General features: G+C 67.1%; 1 protein-coding gene. It reads left to right on the plus strand.

Going from position 1 to position 1033, the window contains the following annotated elements; translation table 11 throughout:
• Window positions 1-789: 789 nt before the first annotated feature.
• Window positions 790-1011 carry a hypothetical protein gene (locus ACWDA7_RS53240; protein WP_388510254.1) on the plus strand — a complete coding sequence of 74 codons (222 nt, stop codon included), beginning with the start codon at window positions 790-792 and terminating at the stop codon, window positions 1009-1011.
• The last annotated feature ends 22 nt before the right edge of the window (window positions 1012-1033 follow it).

Genomic DNA, 1033 nt, shown 5'->3' on the forward strand with positions numbered 1-1033 from the left:
AGGAAGCCGGTCAGCGTGGCGTGCTCATCGGCCACCCGCGGAGGTTCGGTCCTCTCCCGGTTGTCCATCGGACCATCATGACAGCGAGGGGCGCATGGCAGTCGGATCTCTGCGGCTGACCTGCGCCGCCGACGACCGGCTGCCGCTCGGCGGTTCGGCTCGAGCCTTCGGAGTGTGGAGGCCGGCCTTGGCATGCGTCTGGTGGTGGCTCCGCCCGGCTCCCGTCGTCGGCCGACGCGGTGGTGCACGGCTGATGGTCTGCGGGGGAGCGTCGGTTGAACGTCGTCGTCTGGGCGTCAGTGGCGTCGTGATGGTCTGCGGGGGGAGTGTCAGTTGAACGGCCCTGTCTCACATCCGGTGGTAACGGAGCGTCATGTTCTCGAAATTCGCTCTTGAAGACTCTCGTTGCAGCTCAGAGGAATACTCATGATCTTCGGGCTGTCCCTCCGGAAAGTCGCAGCCGCGAGGCGCTGGCAGCGCACTTCCCAAGCCGATCAGGCGCTATCACTCTGCACAACCGAACTCACTTGGCGTTACCACCGGATTTGAGACAGAGCCAATTGAACCTCGTCATCTGAGCGTCAGTGGCGCAGGCGCGGCGACCTGGTCGATGGCGCTGACGGGTGATGCTCACCCGTTGCTGACATGAGTGACGAAAGACCATGTCATTCTCACGCCGACCGCCACCATGGGTGAGCTCGGCGAGGAGCTCCTGGGCGAGCGCGGCTGGCGAGTTCGGCCAGGCCCGCAGCCGTAACGCACGAGACGGCCACCCGTACGATGATCAGTGTGACAGTCCACCGAACTCTTGGCACCGGCCCCCAGGCTTCCGCGGACAGCATCCGCGCTGCCCAAGCCGACCTTCTCGACGCGCTGCCCGGTGTCCACCTCCCCGACCTTGACGAGTTGCGGGCCCGTGGAGCGCTCGGCGCCCAGCCCGCGCCGCCGGCTCCGAGCCCGCGCCGCGCTCTCGGAGCCGGCGTCCGCGGGGACGAGGACCCGACCGGTTGATGTCGGTCAGCCCGGAGTACCG

It is taken from the genome of Streptomyces sp. NPDC001156, from assembly GCF_053598275.1.